Raw genomic sequence first — 20172 nt, forward strand, 5'->3', positions numbered from 1 at the left:
TCCTGTCGGCGACGAGCATTGAGATATGTCTTGGCCGCGCGCGTAGGCGGCGACTGTCGGCGGCGCGTGAAAACACGCGCGGCGCACATCAAACGCGAGGGAATGGCGAGTGGGGTCGAAGACCCGGCAGCCGGCCGTTAACGCGCTCTCTTAGGAGAGAAGCGACGGGGGCGCGCGAGAGAGTCGATTACTGGGCCACTGTGCGGCCGAGGGCGCGATATCGCGCTGTTCGACCCAGTGGGGAAGATCGTCGGACCGTGGGGCCAGCACGAGAACCACGGCGGCAAATAGAATGTTTGAACCAAGATCGCTGTCTTGCTCGCTCAGAAAGCAGGCGAGGCAGTGCATGTGTTGGACATGCGAAGCCTTGCCGTCGCCGTCGCCCTTATCGGCGCAGAGCTCGCTAGCGAACGCCACAGGGGAGCTGATGAAGGCTCCGACGTCGCCGCCCTGACGCGCTTGAGAAAAGACAAGGGCAAAAGCTTGCTGGAACAGCAGACAAGCGATTGCGGCCGTCACCAACGGACGCATAAATCGCTTAATATTTTGCCGATCCTGCCGCATGATGAATTTTGTGTGCACGGCAATTGGCTTGTCAATCAAGTTTAGCGTCGCATAGTCTTAATATTCGTAGTTGTTGCGCTTCCGCCACACTTGGACTTTGCAGTTGGTCGGTCTTCGCCGTACGACGTCGACACGCGTCGAGATCGTCGGCAAAACCGCTGATGCAGGTTTTTCGACCTTGCTCAGAATCGTGAGGCGCCTTGCTGATCGATAAGAGAGGGAGCGCCGACCTTTTGAATGTCGACAGCAACCCCCTTAGCGATCGTTCCGCCATGTGGGCGGCGCATAAGGAGTTTTCGTATTGCCGGCGGCGCGTTTCACGCCTATGATCCGGGCACCGTAAGCAGTGGTTGGCGGCATCCATGCTCGTTCGGATTTTTCTTTTTACTGGCGACATTGCTGCAGGCGGCGGGCGTTTCGGCCGGCGCGGCGCACGCCCATTTCCAGCATCCCACGCTCGCCGCCCCCATCTGCAAGGCCGACGCGATTCCAGCGGCGCCTCATTCGCCGCTTGAGCCCAACGGCTCATGCGCCGACTGCATCGCATGTTGCAGTTCGCATCCGCCCATCCTTTCCGTCCTTAACGAAATTTCGCACCTAACCCCTTCGACAAGCCGAGCCGTCGTTCCTGCCTCCGTAGCTCTTCTCGCGCCCCCGAAGCATTCGGACACGCCGCCGGCGCGCGCCCCTCCCGCCTAAGTCCAAGCGACGCGATTCGGCAGCGAACCGTCGCGGATGATCAAGACCGCGCATCGCCGAAGGCCGCCTGAGGCCGTTTGCGATCGATGCGCTTTCATTGGCGGCGCACTTGGGAGGGATGCGCTGATGCTCAAGTCTCATGAGACAATCGACCGACTGTTTAGAAGTCATCACCGCGATCTGATCACGCGGGCCCGCAGCGTGATCGGGTCTGACGACGCCGAAGACATGGTCCAGCAGGCCTATCTCAAAATGCTCGAAGGCGACCATGGCGAACTCGTCGCCAACGCGCGCGGCTATGTGTCGAAAATGACGTGCACACTCGCCATCGACAGTCTTCGAAGACGGAAGACGCATGCCCGAGCCCTTGCCGAAGACAGCGCATGGGTCCAGTCGGCCGTTCAAGACACGCTGATCGCGTCGGCGTCAGACACGTTCGGGCTGGCGTCCGACGTGCAGGCGGCCCTTATGCAGCTGCCGCGATGTTGCCGTCAGGTGTTTTTTATGAGCCGAATACTGGGCTTCAGCCATTCGGAGATCGCGCGGGAAATCGGCGTTTCCCTGAGAACGGTCAATCGCAGCCTGGTTCGGGCGCTCGAACACTTCGATCGCGCCTTCGAGATCGCGCGCCCGAGCGCCCCGGTGGGCGCGCCGCCTTTCAAGGCGGCGGATTCGCCGCGCGAGTTCTTGGCCGCGCCATCCGACGCGCGGTCCGTCGCCCGGGATTTGACGGAGATCAAAATCCCGACGCCGCGAAAAAATTCTCGGCGCAGGCTGTCCGATTTTTGCGGCCTCACTCGTCATACCATTCGGGTTCCGCATTCCGCGAACCCCGTCTGGACTTTCCAGACGAATTCAAAGAGGGAGGCTCCTATGACCATCCGTATCGCCAAGCGCATCACCCTGAACGTTATCGGCCGCGCCAGCGCCCGTTGCGCGTCGACCTGCGCCGTCAGCAACGGCTAAGGACGATCGGCTTGCGCCGTGGGCCCCCGGCCAGCGGCGCAAGCGATTTCGGCGTATCCAGACGAAGGCGGCAAATAGATGCGGCTTGGCTTCAATTTCACGCTCGGCGACACTCATGAGATGGTCCAAAGGCTCATCGCCGAAAGACACATCGATTACTGCGAATTCCTTATCGACAATTTTTTCTGCGTCGAACCGGACGAATTAGCCAAGGCGTTCGATTGTCCCGTCGGCTTGCATATTATGTATTCCAAGTTTCTCGAAGCCGACCGGCCGACGCTTGTCGACTTCGCCGCTCGGCTTCGAGATTATATCGACGCGCTCAACCCGATTTACGTCTCAGACCACATTTTGCGTTTTTCTCACGAAGGACGCGCGTTTTTTCACCTGGGCGAAGTCGACTATTCAACAGAATATGAGTTGGTGCGCGACAAGGTCCTGCAATGGCAGGATCTCGTCGGTCAACGCATTCATTTCGAAAATTATCCGTCCATCATGGATGGCGGGGTGGAAGCGCCCGCCTTCTTCGAGCGCCTGACCGAGGAAACCGGCGCGGGCGTGCTGTTCGACGCGTCCAATGCCGTCTGCTCCAATCGCAATTGCGGGACGCCGTTCGAAGCGTGGCGCAACGTCATAGCCGGCGCCAAGCATTTTCACGTCGCCGGCTACAGGCAGTCGCTGATCGAACCCTTCATCTCGCTCGACACCCACGCCGAGGCGCTGGCGCCGGACACGCTCGCCTTCCTTGAAAAGTTCCGTTCGGTCTTCGACAAGCCTGGCGCAACGATGACCTACGAGCGCGATGACCAGATCGAGTTTGACGACATAGTCGCCGATCTGAAACTCTTGCGAAATCTGTTCGGCCAACCGGAAGAAAGGCGTCATGACCTCGCTCTCTCTGCCTAGTCGAACTGACCGCGACCTGTATCCCGCGCTCATGTCCCCGGAATTGTGCGCGAGTTATCCTGCGCACCATAAGGCTTTTGTGCGGATCGACGTGAGCCTGCGCGTCTATTGGCATACGCTATTCGATATCTGTCCCGAACTGCTGGAGCTCTCCGGTCCCGACGGCATGTCGATCTTTCGGCCCTTCATGGCCTGGGCGGGAGAGAAAAAGCTCGCCTTCGACTGGTCCTATTATCTGTGGGTCTATGTCTGGCCGCGCCAATCCCCATTCAAGGAAAGGCTGTTGGCCGACCGCAAATATCTGAGGTCGATCATGGGAGCATCCGCGGCGCGTTGGGCGGTGCTCGATCGCGGCAGAGATTGCGGAATCGTGATCGGATGCGTCGACACGACGGATATTGTTATCGGCTGGAAGTGCCGCAGCGTTCTTCTCGGTCGAGAAATCGAGCTTATCGAGCCCGAGGAGCCCTTGCCGGCGCCGCCGGATATTTTCGGTTACTTTACCTTGCCGACTTTTGAACTCGACATTTTTCCGGGGTGGCAAGGCCTCGCGCGATGACCGGCGCGCCGCTGTGGCGCGGATACTGGTTACTGTTCGCCAGCACTTCCGCAGCCGCCTTCATTATGCAGATCGATCTCGCCATGGTTGCGAGACTGGGCGGCCGCGCGTCGGGCGCCTATGCGATTCTGATGCGCATCACGCTGCTTGATGTCGCGGTCACCATCGCGTGCGCCGCCGTCGCGGCCATTGCGCTCGGCCATGCACAAAAGAATGGCGCGACCGCCGACGCGATTGAAAAGACTTGCGCGCTCTCCCTCGTGCTTGGCGTCGCGACAGCGATTTTCGGCTTCTTCGCCTATCCGGTCTTCCTTGACGCCCTGATGGGCGACGCCGCGGCCGCTCCCTATATCGGCGCCCCGATCGTATGGCTTGTCGCTGGCGCCCCTTTTCGCGTTCTTTCGAATACGCAAGGATTTTTGTTGCATGCGCTTGGACGCGGCGGCACGGTGCTCGCTTGGAAGCTCGCGGAAATTCCAGCGAAAGCTGCGGCCAATATCCTCTTCATGCAGACGCTTGGGTTGGGGTTCGCTGGCTGCTTTCTTGCGGGCTGCATCGTTGCGACGGCTTCGTCATTCTGGTTGTGGAGCCGGCTGCAAGCGCATGGCGCGCGAAGAATTCGCATTCCCGAAATCGCTTTCGTACGCTCCTTTCTGAGCGGAACCTTCTGGGAGGCGCTGCGGGTGCTCTCGCCGCAAGCGGCGATGCTCTTCGCGCTGACGCTCTTCTCGCTTCCTTGGCCCAACGGCGCCAATGGTCATCGTCTCGACTCATTTGCGGCCGCCCAAACCTTCATGCTGTTCATTCTTGGTCCGTTGATTACGTTGACGCGCTTTCTCGCCATTCACCTGCCGACGAAATCTCAGGGCGACTGGTCGCCGGCGCTCGCGCCAGTCGTCCGGGTCGGCGCGCCAATCGCGCTGACGGCCGCCATTTTGCTACTGCTCGGGTGCGATTGGATCGGCGCGACTCTCTACCGCCAACAGGGAGCTTGGTGGTCCGTCTTCGTCGCCTGCCTGGCCCTTTCCTTGCCGGTCCGCTTTGTCGGAAGCATCGTGCGCGGACTAACGCTCGCTCGCAGCTCCTTCGCAGAGCTGACCTCCGTGGATGTGCTTTCGCAGTGGCTCATCGCGCCGCTGTTCATTCTAATTGGTCTTTCAGTCAACCGTCCTGAGATCGCCTATCAATCTCTGATCTGGCCCGAAGTCTTCGCCGTTTTCTTGCTCTGGCGCGGTCTTCGATCCGCGCCAGAGGATCCGATGGGCGTTTCGTTGCCTTCAGAAGGACATGTCCGATGAGCGTCGAGCGAGTCCCTGTTCTCATTGTCGGCGCCGGCTACGCCGGCTTGTCGGCGGCGACGCTGCTCGCATGGCGCGGCGTTCCCTGTCTTCTGGTGGAGCGACGCCCGTCAACGTCGCGACTGCCGAAAGCGCATGGGATCAACCGGCGCAGCATGGAAGTTCTGCGAGTCGTCGCGGGTCTGGAAGATGCGCTGTTCGCAGCAAGCCGCACGGGCGCCAATGAATCCACGCTCATCATCGCCGAGAGCGTAGCAAGTCCGCCGATCGAAACGCTCGTGACCAAGACGTCGCTCGACGCGACGCGCGTGTCGCCGAGCAAAATATGCACCGCGGGTCAGGACCGGGTCGAACCGGTCTTGCTGCGCTTTGCGCGCGAGAATGGCGCCGATATCAGATTTTCCACCGCGCTGACGCGCTTCTCGCAGCGCGATGATGGCGTCGAGGCGATCCTGCGCGACGAAGCGTCGGGAATAGAGACGACCGTGCTTGCGGACTACATGATCGCGGCGGACGGCGCCGGCGGAACGATCCGCGACGCCGGCGGCGTGAAGATGGAAGGCCCGGGATTCCTTGCGGATACGATCTCGGTGCTGTTCGAGGCCGATCTCAGCGCGATCCTGCCAAGTGATGGATTTGTACTCTACTATTTGCGCAACTCGGCGTTCAGCGGCGCGTTCGTCACCTGCGACGAAGCCAATCACGGCCAAATCAACATCGAATATGATTCCACGCGGGATCAGGAGTCCGATTTCGACGAAGAGCGATGCCGAGAACTCGTTCGACAATCTCTTGGCGTCTCCGACCTCGCGGTGAAAATTCTCGACATTCGGCCCTGGCGGATGGCCGCTCTCATCGCCGATCGCATGTCCTTCGGTCGGGTGTTTCTTGCGGGCGACTGCGCGCATATCACGCCGCCGGTCGGCGGGCTCGGCGGACAAACCGCAATTCAAGACGGCGCAGATTTGGCGTGGAAACTGGCGCTCGTCGTCAAGGGCGATGCGGCTCCCGCGTTGCTCGATACCTATCAGATCGAGCGCAGGCCAGTGGCTCGAATCGCAATTGCGCGAGCAATCGCCAATTACGTCGAGCGCCTCCTGCCTGATCGTCAGGAACTGCGCATTCGGGAAGACGAATACGGTCTTCTCGAAACCGCGATGGGCTATCGGTATCGCTCGGACGCGATCATCGCAGACGAGGCCGATGACGGCGCGTCGGTCGAAAATCCTCTTCGTCCGAGCGGCGCGCCGGGAACGCGTCTTCCGCATGTCTGGCTGCGGCGCGGCGAAGAGACGATCTCCTCTCACGATCTGATTGGACGCGACTTCATGCTGTTCGTCGGAGAAAAGGGTAGCGACTGGATCGAGGCGGTGCGGAAAATTCGCGCGAGCGCCAAAGTCTCGCTTGGCGTCTGCCGCCTGGGATTCGACGTCGACGATCCCGAAGGCCTGTTTTTGCCGCGCCTGGGCGTCTCGTCCGAAGGCGTGCTTCTTGTTCGTCCCGACGGCTACATCGCCTGGCGCTCGCGAGGCCGAAGCGCCGACGCTCTCGCGACGCTCGAGGCGAGTTTTGCGCGCGCCAGAGGCGAAAAACGCGCCGAGCAGCGCTCGGCGCGTCACGAGACGGTTCTCGCTGGAGCATCCGAATGACGTCGCAAACTTCGTCCCGGCTCAATTGCAACCATGAGCCGACGGACATAATCTACGCCTATTGACGAAAAGGAGCGGGGCATGCGGTACGCGCCTCCCTTGGACGATGCGATTCTGATCGATCCCAAGCGGCGGTCAATCGCCGTAACAAGACGCGAGCGATCGATGATCAAGGGCCAGCGTCCGGCGGTCGTCTGGCTTACGGGATTGTCAGGTGCGGGCAAATCGACGATCGGCAATCTCGTCGAGCGCAAACTGGTGATGAGCGGCGCGCATACGTTTTTGCTTGACGGCGACATGCTGCGCTGCGGGCTGAATGAAGATCTGGGTTTCACCAGCGTCGATCGAAGAGAAAACATCCGCCGCGTCGGCGAGGTCGCCAAGCTCATGACCGAGGCAGGCCTTATCGTCATCTGCGCGCTCATCTCGCCGTTCCGCGCCGAACGACTTGCGGTGCGGCGGCTATTCGCGCCCGGCGATTTTCTTGCAGTATTCGTCGACACGCCGCTCCAGGCGTGCATCGAGCGCGATCCGAAAGGGCTGTACAAGCGCGCGCTCGCGAGCGAAATCGAGAATTTTACGGGGATACATCAAGCCTATGAGCCTCCGGAGCGGCCTGAACTGGTCTTACAGACATTGGATGGTTCGCCCGAGCAAATGGCCGATCGGCTCCTCGAAATCGTTCGACCGTTTTTGTCCGCCCCCAGCCTTTGACGGCTGCGTCCGCCCGATTGGAGAATGACGCATGGTTTGCGCGTCCGACATTTCCTTGAACGGAACCCCTTCCAGCCTCTACGTCGATCCCAAAAGACTCGACACGCTTCACCGTCCTTATCAGGACTTCCGGCGGCGAACCGACGCCGCCGGCGCCTGGCGCAATCTGCCCTTGGCGGTCGCGCATCAATTCAGACGCTACTATTTTTTCAATCCGCCAAAATGGCGTGTTTGGGCGCGGACCCTCGGTTCCAGCCAACGCATGGAGCCGTCCTTCGCATCGATCGGCGCAGTGCGCTCCGGCACGTCTTTCCTGTCCTCTTATATTCTTCAGCATCCGCACGTGGTCCTGCCGCTGTCGAAGGAAATCTCCTTCACGGAAACGATGCGCGAGCTGATGGCCTATTTCCCGACGCTCGCGGCGCGAGGGGAGGCGGAGCGACGAAACGGCGGCGCGATCACCGGTTACTGCACGCCCGTGATGCCCAACCCGCTCTGGATATTTCTAGCGCGGTCGATGTTTCCAAACATGCGGATCATATGCGTGCTGCGCGATCCGGTTGAGCGCACGTTTTCTCATTGGCGGTGGGATCAGAAGCGTTTCATGAGCCGCAGGGCGAAGGATCCGCACTGGAAGGGCTTTCCAGATTTCGAAACCCTGGTTAAGACCGAAATCGCGACGATACGGGGCGGTGGGATGGAGCCGCATGCGTTCTCGGGCGCGCGCGCCGGCTATTTGCGGCACAGCATCTACGCGCCCTTCATGCGTCTGCTCTTCGAGCATTTTGGGAGAGAGAGCGTTTTCATCGTCGATGCGGCGGAGTTTTTTCAAGACCCCCAATCGACGGCGAAGCGGATTTACGCGTTCCTCGGGCTGCCTATAGTCGAGCCGCTCTTGATCGAGGAGCGCAATCCCGGGCCGTCCGGCGAGCTAGATGATGGCGTTCGGGAGAATTTGGCCGCGTTTTTTCGGCCCTACAACGAAGAACTCTACTCGCTGCTCGACGAGGATTTCGGCTGGGGCGCCGGGAAGTAGAGCCCACGCCCCGACGAAATTCTCCTCGGCCCGGTTCCGCCCGGCCGCTGGGCGGGTGGGCTTCACGCGCCCGCGTTCCGGCAATATATGGAGGACGCAGAAACTTCTCCCGGTTCGAGGATAGGATGAACGCCCACGCCAGGACGCCCGCGGTCGCCGCGCCGGCGCCGCTTGTCGACCCCTTCGGGCGGACGATCTCCTATCTCCGCGTCTCCGTCACCGACCGGTGCGATTTCCGGTGCGTCTATTGCATGTCGGAACATATGCAGTTCCTGCCGCGGCGCGATCTGCTGACTCTCGAGGAGCTCGATCGACTCTGCTCCGCTTTTGTCGCGCGGGGAACCAAAAGGCTGCGCATCACCGGCGGCGAGCCGCTGGTGCGGCACGACGTGATGAAGCTGTTTCGGGCGCTGTCGCGCCATCTTACATCCGGCGCGCTGGAGGAGCTGACGCTGACCACCAATGGCTCGCAGCTTTCGCGCTTTGCGGGCGAACTCGCCGACTGTGGCGTGCGGCGGGTCAATGTCTCGCTCGACACGCTCGATCCGGACCGTTTCCAGATCCTGACCCGCACCGGCGCGCATGCGCAAGTGCTGGCGGGGATCGCCGCCGCCCGCGCCGCCGGCCTCAAGGTGAAGCTCAATGCGGTGGCGCTGAAAGGCGTCAATGAAGACGAATTCGTCCCGCTCGCGCGCTTCGCGCATGACAGCGGAGTGGACATGACCTTCATCGAGGTGATGCCGCTCGGCGAACTCGACGGACCCGAACGCGCCGACCAATATCTGCCGATGCAGGCGGTTCGCGATCGGCTGAGCGAAGCCTTCACGCTCGACGAGATCGACTATCGCACCGGCGGACCGGCGCGCTACATGCGCGCGCGCGAGACCGGCGGGCGCATTGGCTTCATCACCCCGCTCACGCATAATTTCTGCGAAAGCTGCAATCGCGTCCGCGTTACCTGCACCGGAACGCTTTATATGTGCCTCGGTCAGGAGGACGCAGCCGACCTGCGCGCGCCGCTGCGCGAAAGCTCAGACGATGCGCCGCTGCATCAGGCGATCGAAGCTGCGATCCTGCGCAAGCCCAAGGGCCACGACTTTATCATCGACCGCGCAGCGCCGGCGCCCTCCGTCTCCCGCCACATGAGCATGACGGGCGGCTGATAGATGGAGCCCTCATCCGTCGCCTTTGTCGGCCTTGGCGTCATGGGCTATCCCATGGCCGGCCACCTTCATCGCGCCGGCCAAAAGCTGCGGGTCTACAACCGCACCGCCGCCAAAGCCGAGAAATTCGCCGCCGCCCATCCCGGCGCGGAATGGTTTTCGACTCCGGCCGAAGCGGCGATCGGCGCGCAATTCGTCTTTTCCTGCGTCGGCAATGATGACGATCTGCGCGCGGTGACGATCGGCGCAGAAGGCGCCTTCGCAGGCATGTCGGCGGGCGCGATCTTCGTCGACCATACGACGGCGTCGGCAGAGGTTGCGCGGGAGCTGCACGCAGCGGCGGCCGAGCGCGGCCTCGGCTTCATCGACGCGCCGATCTCCGGCGGGCAGGCCGGGGCGGAAAAGGGCGCGCTGACCGTGATGTGCGGCGGCGATCCCGCCGTCTTCGCCAAGGCGGAGCCGGTCATCGCCTGCTATGCGCGCGCCTGCCGGCTGATGGGACCGCCCGGGGCCGGCCAGCTCACCAAAATGGTCAATCAGATCGCCATCGCCGGCCTGGTCCAAAGCCTGGCCGAGGCGCTGCATTTCGCCGGCGCCGCCGGGCTCGACGCGGACAACGTCGTCGATCTTCTCAAGAATGGCGCGGCGCAGTCGTGGCAGATGGAAAATCGCACAAAAACAATGCTAGCGGGCGAGTTCAACTTCGGCTTCGCCGTCGAATGGATGCGCAAGGATCTGGCGATCTGTCTCGGCGAGGCGCGGCGCAACGGCGCGCGCCTGCCGGTCGCGGCATTGGTCGATCAGTTTTACGCCGAGGTCGAACAGATGGGCGGACGGCGCTGGGATACGTCGAGCCTTATCGCGCGGCTTGAACGATGAGCCGGCTTGAGGCGAAATCTTAAAAATTCGTGACTACGGCGGAACCATTGCGGGGGCGGCGCGTTTCCCCCCGGCAAAAAGAGGAAACGTCCAGGGTCGCAGTGTTCGCGTCGCGATCCGCGGTTGAATTCCCGGTCACCCTGTGGGGAGCCCTAAATGGCCGTTTCGCGCGAAAGCCCTTTCGCAAGCCGTACGTCTCGGATTGTCCTCGGATTCACCGTCGCCATTTGCGCGGTCGCTGCTGTCGCTGCTGCGCCGTCGGCGACGTCTGACCCGAAGATGCAATCCTCCGCCACTGGCGTCCAAGCCGCCGTGAGCCTCAATGACGTTGGCATGCGTCCGCTGGCGCGTGGAGCGGCGATCCGAGTGGGGCGCGCCTATGGCGCGGAGGATGAAGATTGCACGCTCGTCATCACGCCGAAAGCTGACGAGCGGGGTCGCGTCCGTTACATGCGTAGCGTCTCCTGCGCGAATTGACGCCGAGAGTCGCGCACCCGGATCAGGCCAAAGGGCAGGCCTTGGGCGAGGATCGTTTGGAAACGATCTTCGCCTTTTTGTTTTCTAAGCTGCCGTTTTCCTAAAACTTCGTCTGCAGACGCAGGCCGAGATAGCTCGCCCGCGCCCGCAGCGGATTCCACGGATCGATGATCTGGACGTCGCCTGAAAGCCGCAGCCATCGGGTCACCGCGAAATTATAGAAGGCCTCGACGCCGCCTTCGCTGCGGCGAAAAATCCGCCGCGCCTGTAGTCCGGAAAGGAGCGGCTGGGTCAGGCCGTAATGGTAATAGCCGACGCCCCACAGATCGTCTTCGCGGCCCGTCATCAGATTACTGCCGGCGAGTCCAACGAGCATGCTCCATCTGACAGGATTGGGATTGCCGTCCGAAAGGGTCGCGAGCGTGAACAGGCCCCATCCCAGTTTGGGGTTCGTTTCGCTCTGCACCAGATATTGCTGGACCGCGTAGGAAACGAACCAGAAGCCCTTTTTGGTCAAGCCGCGGAGCCGGGCGATCGACTGCCGTGTCTCGCCGATGTCGTCGAGGTCGAAGCCCCTGGCGTTGCTGTAGGCGAATCGCAGCGTATGGAAGCCGCGCAGACCGCCGATCTCGACAGGCACGGTCGCCATCAGACCGGCGCCGACGCCGCGCTCGAACGGCCGCTCAATGACCCGCGGCTGCTGGGCGTTTCGCGGGTCGGCGACCATCACCTTGAGGTCGAAATATTTGGTCTTGAGCGCGGCGACGCCGCCCAAAAGATAGGGCGGCGCGATAATCAGCCGGTCGGCGACGCTTTCCGGCGAGCTGACGCCGATGCCGGTCGATGGCAGCGCGAACGCCCGGTTCATAAAGGTGTCGATGCCGCCGCCGCCAACCAACGGCGTCTGCGCGGCGAGGGTCAACATGTTGAACTTGCCGATCGTCACCGAAAGCTCATCGCTGAGCTCCTGCGTCAGCGTCATCGACAAGGCCGAGTGATAGCCGTCGATCTCGATAAACGCCTGGGCGACATTGACCGGCAGCAGCGCCAGATCCTGCCGGTTCACGTTGCGGCCGAAATAATGCTCATATTGCGCGTTGAATTTGAGCCCTTTCCAGAAGCCGAGCTTCTCGCCGTCGACGCGCAGAAACATGTCCATCTTGCCGCCGTAGCGCGCTGTCCGATCAATCGCGCCGGCAGGGATGCCCTGATAGAATTGCGTGATCCAGACGTCGACGTCGATCCCGAACTTGCGCAGTTGGTCCTTGGGGCCGCCCGGCGTGTCGGTCAGCGACTTCTGCTTGGCGAGAGAGACGGCGTTGTCTTCGGCGCGGGCGGGGACGCCTATGGTTGCGATAAGGCCGGCTGGGACAATGACCCAGGCCGCGGCCATGAGGCTGCGTGTTCCTGCCCGTCGCCTTTTTGCGGAGGCCGGCCCGCTCGACTCCCTCCGCCGCCACATTCTGTTCGGCCCCGCTAAGCCTGATGGTGAATCACAAGCGCCGCAAAGCTTAGCGCCGCAGCCGCGCTTGTCTATCGATTGCGCGCAACAGTCGCGAGCTTTCGTTCGCCGACGCCCCCGCCCTCGGCCGAAGATGGCCGGCTTATTCGTTGACGCCCCGAGGCCCTCTCCCTACTGTGCCGCGCTTCCCTATACAGATTGGCCAGTTCGCCTCCCATGTCCGCACCGCTCCTGTTGTCGCCCGAACTCGTCGAAGCCGCGCGCGTCTCGCCCGCCTGGCCGTTCGAAGAGGCGCGAAAGCTCGTCAAGCGGGTGGAGGCGAGCGGTCAAAAGAGCGTGCTGTTCGAGACCGGCTACGGCCCGTCCGGCCTGCCGCATATTGGCACCTTCGGCGAGGTCGCCCGCACCAGCATGGTGCGCCGCGCCTTTGAGGTCCTGACCGAGGGCAAAATCGCGACTCGGCTCCTCGCCTTCTCCGACGACATGGATGGGCTGCGCAAGGTCCCCGACAATATTCCGAACAAGGAGCTGGTTGCGGCGCATCTAGGCAAGCCCTTGACGCAGGTGCCGGACCCTTTCGGCACGCATGATAGTTTCGGCGCGCACAACAATGCGCGGCTGCGCGCCTTTCTCGACGCCTTCGGCTTCGATTACGAATTCGCGTCGTCGACGGAATATTACAAGAGCGGCCGCTTCGACGCCGCCTTGAAACATATGCTCGCCCGCTACGACGCCGTGATGAAGATCATGCTGCCGAGCTTTCGCGAAGAGCGCGCGGCGACCTATTCGCCCTTCCTGCCAATCCATCCGAAGACCGGCATCGTCATGCAGGTCGCGCTGACAGGCTATGACGCAGAAGCGGGCACGATATCCTGGACCGATCCCGATACGGGCGAGAAGTTCACCACGCCCGTCACCGGCGGCCAGTGCAAGCTGCAATGGAAGCCCGACTGGGCGATGCGCTGGTATGCGCTCAATGTCGATTACGAGATGGCGGGCAAGGACCTTATCGACTCGGTGAAACTTTCCGGCGCCATCGTGCGGGCGCTTGGCGGGCGCCCGCCGGAAGGCTTCAACTACGAACTCTTCCTCGACGAAAAGGGCCAAAAGATTTCGAAGTCGAAGGGCAACGGTCTGACGATTGAGGAATGGCTGACCTACGCCAGCCCCGAGAGTCTGGCGCAATTCATGTTCCAGAAGCCGAGTGCCGCGAAGCGGCTCTATTTCGACGTGATCCCGCGCGCCGTCGACGACTATCTGAATTTCCTGGACGCCTATCCGCGCCAGGACTGGAAGAACCGACTCGGTAATCCGGCGTGGCACATTCATGCAGGCGATCCGCCGGAGGCGGAAGTACTCGTGCATACGGGCGAGACGAAAGGGACGAGCGTCTCCTTCGCCATGCTGCTCAATCTCGCCGCCGTCGCCAACGCGGAAGATCCAGCAGTGCTCTGGGGCTTTCTGCGCCGCTATGCGCCCTCAGCGACGCCCGAGAACCATCCGCGACTCGACAGGCTCGTCGGCTACGCCGTCGCTTATTTCCGCGATTTCGTGAAGCCGGCGAAAACCTATCGCGCCGCCGACGAGGTCGAGCAGGGCGTGCTGCGCAAACTGGACGAAACGCTTCAAGACCTGCCGGAAGGCGCGAGCGCCGAGGATATACAGGCCGCGCTCTATGATGTGGGGCGCGCGGCGCCGCGCTATCAGGACTTTGCCGCCAAGGGCGCGACGCCGGAGCGTCCCGGCGTCTCAAACGATTTCTTCAACATGCTTTATGAAGTGTTGCTCGGCGAGAAAAAGGGTCCCCGCTTTGGCTCCTTCATTGCGCTCTATGGCGTCGCCGAGACTCGCAAGCTAATCGAAGACGCGCTCAATGGCGCTTTTGTTGCGCGCGAAACCGCCTGATGCGGGTCGCCGACACTGACATTCTCGTCGTGTCGGGCTGGAGCGATTCCGGCCCCGAACATTGGCAAAGCCGGTGGCAGGCGAAACTCTCGACAGCCAGACGCGTGACGCAGCGCGACTTCGAGAAGCCGATCCGCGCCGAATGGGAAGAGAAAATCACGCGAGAGGTTCTCGAAAGCGCGCGGCCGGCGGTGATCGTCGCGCATTCGCTCGGCGTCATCGCGACGCTGCATGCGGCGCAGCGCGTCGGCGAGAAGATCGCCGGCGCCTTTCTCGTCGCGCCGCCCTCAGAGGCGGTAATCCGAGAAATGCCATCGATCGATTCAGCCTTTCTGCCGGTTCCCCGCGCTCGGCTTCCTTTCCCGGCGACGATGGTCGGCAGCAGCGACGACCCTTACGCCGATCTGCTCTTCGCCCGCAATCTCGCGCAGGATATCGGCGCGCAGTTTATCGACGCTGGCGCGAGCGGACATATCAATGTCGACAGCGGTCATGGGCCCTGGCCGGAAGGTTCGCTCGCCTTCGCCAATTTCATGACGAAACTCTAGCGCGCGTCATCAATTCAAACTATTGAAGCCTTATTGGCGATCATCGGCGCTCGCGCGCTGGACTGGCCGAAGCGCATTTTTCATCGGCGTTTTGCAGCGGCCGTTCATTGAGAAGATTTGAGATGAGCCTGAGCAAAGTCTTCCGCTCCGCTGCGCTTGCCGCCGTCATTCTCGCCGCAAGTTCGTCCGCTTCGATGGCGTTCGAACGAGTCGAACAGCCATCCTCGATTCCGGGCGCCGGTCCCTGGGACGAGAAGGCCTGGAACGATTACTACAGTGTGAGCCAGGGCTCGCGCCTCATTCCCTGGAACTGGATCAAGGCGCTCAAGCAGGTCGACGGCCAGCCCTTCCTTGCGGATGGATTCGCCCGTTACGGCTATCTCGCCAATCCTGCGAGCCCGACGCCGGGGGCGCCGGTCGGCTTCGTCGTCGCCGATGGCGTGTTCGGTCCGACATGCGCCGCATGCCATACCAGGCAGATCGAGGTCGAGGGTAAGGCCTATCGCATCGACGGCGGCCCATCGTTCGCCGACATCGGCGCGCTTTGGGCCGATCTCGATACGGCGGTCGGGAAGGTTCTCGCGGATACAACGGCCTTTTCGGAATTCGCCAAGGCCGTTGTCGGAAACGCCTACGATCCGCAAAAGGAAATCAAACTGCGCGCCGAAGTCGATCTTTGGCATGCGCGCCACCACGCCATCACCGACAAGGGTCTGCCCAAAGACAGGCCCTGGGGCGCCGGACGCATCGACGCCGTCGGCATGATCCTCAATCGCGTCACCGGCCTCGACATCGGGCCGGGGCCGACGCACATGATTCCCGAAAACATGCGAAAGGCCGACGCGCCGGTGCGGCCCCCGTTCTTGTGGAACGCGCCGCGGCAGGATCATACGCAATGGCTGGGATTCGCCGATAATGGCGACCGCATCCTGGCCATGTCCAGAAACGTCGGTCAGGTCTATGGCGTTTTCGGCGAATTATTTCCCGAGAAGGACGCCTCGCATCTCCTCGGTTTCAACTATGTCAAATCCAATTCCGTCGACTTTAAAGGGCTGATCGAGCTGGAGCGGCTCACAGAGCGGATCGGTCCGCCGAAATGGCCATGGCCCGTGGACATCACGCTCGCCGGGCGGGGCAAGCTCATCTATCAGCGTCCCTATGAAGAGGGCGGATGCGCCGACTGCCACGGCGTTGACCAAGGACAGCCGCGACTGCTCAACCCGGAAACCTGGTGCACCCCGGTTCAGGACGTCGGCACCGACGCGCGCGAATATCAATATTTCGCGCCGGACTGGAAGGTCGACACCGGCGTGTTGACGGGCGCCGCTATCCCCTTCGTGTCGCCGCCGCTCGAGAAGACAGACGCGCCGGTCTCGGTCCTCGCGACCGCGACGCGCGGGGCGATGCTGCAGCACTTCATGCCGTTCACGATGGATGCGCCGGAGCGCCAGAGAGCGGACGTGGCGCTGGCGCTTATGCAGCCCCTGATCGAAGAGTTGAAGGGCGTCTTCAAAATTCCCGGCACGCCCGGCGCCGGACGCTGGGCCTGCCGCCGTGCGCCGGAAACGGACGGCAAGATCAGATATGAAGCCCGCGTCCTTCAAGGCGTCTGGGCTGCGGCGCCCTATCTGCACAACGCTTCGGTGCCCTCGCTCGCCGAGCTGTTGAAGCCGCCGCAGGAGCGCGTCAATGATTTCAAGGTCGGTCCGGCCTATGACATTTCCGCTGTCGGCTTGGCTGCTCAGCAAAAGCCCTCGGCGTTCCCGATGAAAACAGATTGCGACAGAGGCTCGGGCGTCAGCCATTGCGGCCATGACTTTGGAACGGCGTTGAGCGCGGCGGACAAGCGCGCCCTGCTCGAATATCTGAAGACGCTTTGAGAGGCGCGACTCGGGACTAGCCGTTGTCCCGAGACCTTTGCTGTCCGAGAGCGGCTTTTCCTCGCGGCTGCGTCGCCTATATCGACCTTCCTGGCGTCGCTTGGGACGCTGCTGGCGCAAAGCACACATGGAGAAATCTGGACACGTCATCCGAGCGAAGCCTCCGCCCGCCGTCGGCCCATTCGTTGAATCCCATTCGCTTTCGGCGCTGGCTGAGCAAGAGGCGGGCTGCACGCGCTGCCTGCTCTATAAAAACGCCACTCAGGTGGTTCCTGGAGAAGGATCGCCTCAGTCGCGCGTGCTGCTGATCGGCGAGCAGCCTGGAGACCAGGAGGACTTGTCGGGACGCCCGTTCGTCGGACCCTCCGGCAAGCTCCTCGACATTGCGCTGGAGCGCGCCGGCGTCGCCCGCGACAAATGCTTCGTCACGAATGCGGTGAAACATTTCAAATTCGAGCAGCGCGGCAAGCGCCGCCTGCACAAGAAGCCTGACGCCAGCGAGATCGACGCCTGCCGCTGGTGGCTCGATCGCGAACGCGCTCTCGTCCGCCCGGGACTGATCGTGGCGCTCGGCGCGACCGCAATTCGCGGCGCCCTCGGCCGGTCGGAGACGGTGTCGCGCCTGCGCGGCGAAATCATCGACCTCGACGGCGGCGCGCAATTCTTGGCCACCGTTCACCCTTCCTCTCTGCTACGCTTGAAGGATGAATCAGATAAGCGCGAGGCATGGCGAGGCTTCCTCGCCGATCTTCGGAAAATCGCCCATTGGATCGAAAAAGACGACGCCTTGCGCGCGGCGGGCTAAACGAACCGCGCTGATCCTGTCGCTGGCCTACGCCGGCGCGGCGCAGGCCGAACTCTTAAAATTCGAGACGCGACCCAACGGCGCGGACGAGGCGGTGTCCGCGACAGGAAAGCTCAGCGGCGAGTCCTATGAGATTCTGGGAACGCTATCGAAGCCGGCGCAGCCGCCAAATGGCGGCGTAAAGTCGATTCTGATCGAAACGCAGCCGAGCGAAAATGTGAAACCCCTCGCGCTTGAGCGTGGGCTCGCCGTGCTGACGCTCGATTTCGCCAAGCTCGCCGCCGAAGCCAAAGAGCCGGTCCTGCGCGACATCCTCGGACATCTTCGCGGCGCGCTTAAGATGAAGCGCATCCTTGGCCGCGCGCAAGGGACAGACGCCGATGCAATGTCGGGCGCGGGTTCGGCATTCGACGGCTTGCTGCTGCATGACGCCAGTCGCGAGCCCGCCGCCCCGACGCGCTTCATCGCAACCTGGAACGCCGACGCCTATTGGGGCGAGAAGCCCCGCATCGAATTCGCCGCCAACGCGCCGCCGAATGGTCGGCGCTTCTATCTCGCCGGAATCGCCTCTTCGACGAGCGCGCCGAATTGCGCCGCGCCCATCGACGCGCGCGCTTTTGCGCCGGCGCAGCGGGCGCTTTTCGTCGCGCTCGACGAATGGACCGCGAAGGGCGTCGCGCCGCCTGGCTCGCGCGCCCCGCTCGATGGCGATCTGACGCCGGCGCAGGAATTGAAATGGCCGAAAGTCCCAGCTTTGCCGCCGCCGCCGGAAGGGGTCCGCCGCGTTCCGAAAATTGACGCCGACGGCAATGAGCTCGCCGGCCTGCGGATGCCCGACCTCGCGATGCCTGTCGCCACCTTCGCAGGCTTCAACGCGCAAAAGGACAAGAAGGGACCGCGCTGCGCCGCGGGCGCGGCGATTCCTTTCGCCGCCACCAGGACGGATCGGGAAAAGACCGGCGATCAGCGTCCTTCGCTTGTCGAGCGCTATGGATCACGCGCCTATTTCGTCGCGACGATGCGGGTCGTCGCCGACAAGCTCGTCAAGGACCGGCTGCTGTTGCAGAAGGACGCCGACGCCTATGTCGCGGCCGCGCGATCGGCGCCGTTTTAGGAGTTGAGGATGAATATCCCGACGTTGAGATAGGTGGCGAAAGCCACCCAGAAGGCGGTCGGGGCCAGGGTATAGCCCGCGACGCGGTCGAGCCGATAGAACAGAACAATCGTCGCGATGAGGAGCGCCTCCATCGGCACAATGACGATGAGTCCGAGCAGCGGGCTTCGCGCGTAGAAGAAGGCGAAGGACCAAGCCGTGTTCAAAACAAGCTGAACAAAAAAGATCAAGATCGCGGCGCTACGGCCTGGCGCGCCCGGCTCAAGCCGCAGAATGCGGTAAAACGCGTAGGCCATCAGAATGTAGAGGGTCGTCCACGCCGGCCCGAACACCCAATTCGGCGGGTTCAATGGCGGCTTGGCGAGCGTGTCGTACCAAGGCGCGATGTTCGGCGTCGTCGCGAAACTGCCGAGCAGCGCCGCGGCGAGCACGGGCGCGGCCGCGGCGATTGCAGCGACGAGGGGCGACGACCGATCGCGAAAAGACGTTGAACGGCTCATTGCGCCTCCTGACGCTGCGCCCGCATATCGGGCGCGGCGCGTCGGCTTCAAGGCTGCAACGGCGCCGGTAAAAACACCGGCGCGGCGCCGGTGCGAACGCTGTTCTGCGAGGCGAACATGTCGTCCTTCAGCCAGTTGGTCGGGTCGTCCTCGCGGTGCCTGGCGATCAGCGTCTTGTCGCTCTGGCCGAGATAGATGCGCACGCCGCCCCAGACGGCCTTGTAGTCATTTTCGCCCACGCGGCTTTCGATGAAGCCGGTGACCGCGGAATTGCCGAGATTCCAGATGAGCGCCTCGCCGCCGAGCGCTGCGGCATGGCGGCCGCCGACATAACGATGGCCGACCGAGATTTTGACATTGTAGGTCGGATAGACGCTGATATCGAACATGTCGAAGAAGCGCCCGCGCCGGGGCTGCCACTGATAGGCGAGAACCCCCGGCCCATAGCCCAGCGGCGTGAGGAAGTGTCCCGAACTCTCCTCATAGCCGGCGACGCTGGCGAGAGAAAACGGTCCGTAATAATAGGCGCCTTCCGCGCCCAGGCGGAAACGCGTGTCGTCGAGACGCTTGTCGTTGGCGATCGCTCCATAGGCTCCAAGGAGGCCAACGCTCGGATCGCGCCAGAAGGCGTGTCCGGCGCCGGCGGCCACGAAGAAGCCGCGATGGCCCGCCGCGAGCGCGTCGATCTGAAAACCGAATCGGTCGCCGGCCGGGGCGGTAATCGACCCCATCCCGCCCGCCGAAGCGTTGTTCAAACGCGCGAAGCCGAGCCAGTCCGAGCCGCCGCCGAAACCTTCGAGCTTGCCGTTGACTCCGTCGACCGCGCGTTTAGGGCCGGCCTTTTCCGAGAGCGGCGGCTTCCACCACGAAAGATTGTCCTCGGCCCGCGCTGAAGACACGGCGAAGGCGACCGCCAGAACGGCGAGAAGCTGACGCGTGAATGACATGTGATTGATGTTCCGTGCGCTGATCGTCGCGAGCGTTTGACCCTAACCGGGTTCAGTCTCGCTGGCTGTCACATTGTCGCAACAGAACGCGAAAAATAGAG

General features: G+C 62.6%; 18 protein-coding genes and 1 pseudogene. 15 read left to right on the forward strand and 4 right to left on the reverse strand.

Annotated features, from left to right (window positions below):
* Positions 1–150: 150 nt before the first annotated feature.
* A complete protein-coding gene (locus tag QZ964_RS12865; RefSeq protein WP_292532057.1) occupies positions 151–519 on the reverse strand; it encodes a DUF2946 family protein in 369 nt (122 codons plus the stop codon).
* An 870-nt stretch (positions 520–1389) separates the two neighbouring features.
* Here QZ964_RS12865 and QZ964_RS12870 point away from each other — a divergent pair.
* The 10 genes and pseudogenes from QZ964_RS12870 to QZ964_RS12915 all read left to right on the forward strand — a co-directional run bounded on the left by QZ964_RS12870 (position 1390) and on the right by QZ964_RS12915 (position 10910).
* Positions 1390–2229, forward strand: a complete 840-nt coding sequence (locus QZ964_RS12870) for a methanobactin precursor domain-containing sigma factor (RefSeq protein WP_292532058.1) — start codon at positions 1390–1392, stop codon at positions 2227–2229.
* Between the two features lie 78 nt (positions 2230–2307).
* The gene (gene mbnB / locus QZ964_RS12875) at positions 2308–3135 is read left to right on the forward strand and encodes a methanobactin biosynthesis protein MbnB (protein ID WP_292532059.1); all 828 of its coding nucleotides are present in this window, start codon (positions 2308–2310) and stop codon (positions 3133–3135) included.
* Positions 3113–3694: a methanobactin biosynthesis protein MbnC gene (gene mbnC, locus QZ964_RS12880; RefSeq protein ID WP_367119272.1), complete on the forward strand. Its 582-nt coding sequence runs from the start codon at positions 3113–3115 to the stop codon at positions 3692–3694. The genes mbnB and mbnC overlap by 23 nt, the downstream gene beginning before the upstream one ends.
* Positions 3691–4992, forward strand: coding sequence for a multi antimicrobial extrusion protein MatE (gene mbnM, locus QZ964_RS12885; RefSeq protein ID WP_292532060.1), 1302 nt, complete (start codon positions 3691–3693; stop codon positions 4990–4992). Before mbnC ends, mbnM begins: the two co-directional genes overlap by 4 nt.
* Positions 4989–6641, forward strand: a complete 1653-nt coding sequence (gene mbnF, locus QZ964_RS12890; RefSeq protein WP_292532061.1) for a methanobactin biosynthesis FAD monooxygenase MbnF — start codon at positions 4989–4991, stop codon at positions 6639–6641. The genes mbnM and mbnF overlap by 4 nt, the downstream gene beginning before the upstream one ends.
* A 135-nt stretch (positions 6642–6776) precedes the next feature.
* Positions 6777–7355: pseudogene (gene cysC, locus QZ964_RS12895) on the forward strand (adenylyl-sulfate kinase); the annotation flags it as partial.
* 31 nt (positions 7356–7386) lie between these two features.
* Entirely contained in the window at positions 7387–8391 is a 1005-nt protein-coding gene (locus tag QZ964_RS12900) for a sulfotransferase (RefSeq protein ID WP_292532062.1), read from the forward strand.
* A 125-nt stretch (positions 8392–8516) separates the two neighbouring features.
* Positions 8517–9554: a GTP 3',8-cyclase MoaA gene (moaA, locus tag QZ964_RS12905; RefSeq protein ID WP_292532063.1), complete on the forward strand. Its 1038-nt coding sequence runs from the start codon at positions 8517–8519 to the stop codon at positions 9552–9554.
* 3 nt (positions 9555–9557) lie between these two features.
* Complete coding sequence (locus QZ964_RS12910; protein ID WP_292532064.1) at positions 9558–10433, forward strand: NAD(P)-dependent oxidoreductase; 876 nt, start codon at positions 9558–9560, stop codon at positions 10431–10433.
* Positions 10434–10589: 156 nt separating this feature from the next.
* Positions 10590–10910: a hypothetical protein gene (locus QZ964_RS12915; protein ID WP_292532065.1), complete on the forward strand. Its 321-nt coding sequence runs from the start codon at positions 10590–10592 to the stop codon at positions 10908–10910.
* A 100-nt stretch (positions 10911–11010) separates the two neighbouring features.
* Here QZ964_RS12915 and QZ964_RS12920 read toward each other — a convergent pair whose 3' ends face one another.
* On the reverse strand, positions 11011–12303 hold the full coding sequence (locus QZ964_RS12920; protein WP_292532066.1) for a carbohydrate porin: 1293 nt from the start codon (positions 12301–12303) through the stop codon (positions 11011–11013).
* A 285-nt stretch (positions 12304–12588) separates the two neighbouring features.
* Between QZ964_RS12920 and QZ964_RS12925 the strand changes: the two genes are divergently transcribed.
* The 5 genes from QZ964_RS12925 to QZ964_RS12945 all read left to right on the forward strand — a co-directional run bounded on the left by QZ964_RS12925 (position 12589) and on the right by QZ964_RS12945 (position 18624).
* Positions 12589–14277, forward strand: a complete 1689-nt coding sequence (locus tag QZ964_RS12925; RefSeq protein WP_292532067.1) for a lysine--tRNA ligase — start codon at positions 12589–12591, stop codon at positions 14275–14277.
* The gene (locus QZ964_RS12930) at positions 14277–14825 is read left to right on the forward strand and encodes an alpha/beta hydrolase (RefSeq protein ID WP_292532068.1); all 549 of its coding nucleotides are present in this window, start codon (positions 14277–14279) and stop codon (positions 14823–14825) included. The genes QZ964_RS12925 and QZ964_RS12930 overlap by 1 nt, the downstream gene beginning before the upstream one ends.
* A 122-nt stretch (positions 14826–14947) precedes the next feature.
* Complete coding sequence (locus tag QZ964_RS12935) at positions 14948–16705, forward strand: di-heme-cytochrome C peroxidase (protein WP_292532069.1); 1758 nt, start codon at positions 14948–14950, stop codon at positions 16703–16705.
* A gap of 127 nt (positions 16706–16832) precedes the next feature.
* A complete protein-coding gene (locus QZ964_RS12940; protein WP_292532070.1) occupies positions 16833–17510 on the forward strand; it encodes a UdgX family uracil-DNA binding protein in 678 nt (225 codons plus the stop codon).
* Complete coding sequence (locus QZ964_RS12945) at positions 17410–18624, forward strand: alpha/beta hydrolase domain-containing protein (RefSeq protein ID WP_292532071.1); 1215 nt, start codon at positions 17410–17412, stop codon at positions 18622–18624. Before QZ964_RS12940 ends, QZ964_RS12945 begins: the two co-directional genes overlap by 101 nt.
* Here QZ964_RS12945 and QZ964_RS12950 read toward each other — a convergent pair.
* Both QZ964_RS12950 and QZ964_RS12955 read right to left on the reverse strand, forming a co-directional pair.
* On the reverse strand, positions 18621–19124 hold the full coding sequence (locus tag QZ964_RS12950) for a TspO/MBR family protein (RefSeq protein ID WP_292532072.1): 504 nt from the start codon (positions 19122–19124) through the stop codon (positions 18621–18623). The genes QZ964_RS12945 and QZ964_RS12950 overlap by 4 nt on opposite strands.
* A gap of 47 nt (positions 19125–19171) precedes the next feature.
* The gene (locus QZ964_RS12955) at positions 19172–20071 is read right to left on the reverse strand and encodes a hypothetical protein (RefSeq protein WP_292532073.1); all 900 of its coding nucleotides are present in this window, start codon (positions 20069–20071) and stop codon (positions 19172–19174) included.
* Positions 20072–20172 lie beyond the last annotated feature (101 nt).

The organism is Methylocystis sp. (assembly GCF_021731785.1).
In the GTDB taxonomy this organism is placed as follows: domain Bacteria; phylum Pseudomonadota; class Alphaproteobacteria; order Rhizobiales; family Beijerinckiaceae; genus Methylocystis.